Origin of the sequence: Streptomyces sp. NPDC004609 (genome assembly GCF_042873655.1) — a bacterium.
In the GTDB taxonomy this organism is placed as follows: Bacteria; Actinomycetota; Actinomycetes; order Streptomycetales; family Streptomycetaceae; genus Streptomyces.
This window is the reverse complement of sequence record NZ_JBIALS010000107.1, coordinates 1-1,085: the sequence shown is the minus strand read 5'-3', so window position 1 is coordinate 1,085 and position 1,085 is coordinate 1. Positions and strand designations below refer to the sequence as shown.

Below are 1,085 nucleotides of genomic sequence, written 5' to 3'. Positions count from 1 at the left end.
TCGGACGTGTCAGGGATCTTGTGTAAGTCGGCTGGTGTCATTGGACGCTGAGCCGGTCCTCGAAGAACAGTGAGAACTGGTTCAGTGCCTCTTTCCAGTGTGCGGCGACGTGGTTCTTGTCGCGCGCTTTCGGGTTGATCTGTTCTCGGACCGCGAGGTAGAGGACCTTCAGCGCGGCCTGTTCCGAGGGGAAGTGACCGCGGTTGCGGGTGGCCTTGCGGAGCCGCGAATTGATCGATTCGACCATGTTCGTGGAGTAGACCACCGTCCTTATGGCCGGCGGGAACGCCAGGTAGGGCGTGAACTCAGGCCAGGCCGACCGCCAGGCTCGGACCACCGCCGGGTAGCGTTCACCCAGGTCAGATGCAGCGAACGCGTCGAGGGCCTGTTCGGCGGCCTGCTCCGTCGGGGCCGTGTAGATCGCCCGGAGGGCCGGGACCAGCTTGGGGTGGTCCCGTACCGAGGAGAGCCTGAGCGAGGCTCTGGTCAGGTGGATCACACAGGTCTGGACGGTGGCTTTGGGCCAGGTCGCGGTGACCGCGTCGGGCAGGCCCTTCAGCCCGTCGCAGGCGACGATGCAGACGTCCTCGATGCCTCTGTTCCGCAGTTCGGACAGCACTGCCATCCAGGTGGTGGCGCCTTCGCCCTCGGCTCCGACCCACAGGCCCAGGACGTCCTTGCGGCCGTCCATGTCGACGCCGACGGCCAGACAGACCGGCTTCGAGGTCACCGAACCCGACCGGATCTTCACCCACAGCGCGTCGATGTAGATGATCGGCCAGACCGCGTCGAGGGGCCGGTTCTGCCAGGTCACCAGCTCGTCCACGACAGCATCGGTGACCTTGCTGATCAGGTCGGGACTGACCTCGACGCCGTAGATCTGGGCCAGATGGGAGCGGATGTCGCGCACGCTCATCCCCCGGGCGTACAGGGAGAGGATCCGGTCGTTGAACCCGGCGAGGCGGCGGGCGTTCTTCGGGACCAGACGCGGTTCGAACTCGCCGTTGCGGTCCCGCGGCACCGCCAAAGCGACCGCCCCCGCGTCGGTGAGGACCGTCTTGGGCGAGGTCCCGTTGCGGGAGTTC

Annotated in this window: 1 protein-coding gene; it reads right to left on the bottom strand. The window is 66.5% G+C overall.

Annotation, left to right across the window (positions count from 1 at the left end; all coding sequences use genetic code 11):
* Nucleotides 1-37: 37 nt before the first annotated feature.
* Nucleotides 38-1,085, bottom strand: a 1,048-nt coding sequence (locus tag ACFYT4_RS36230; protein ID WP_389279194.1) for an IS256 family transposase, incomplete at its 5' end; no start/stop codon positions are given.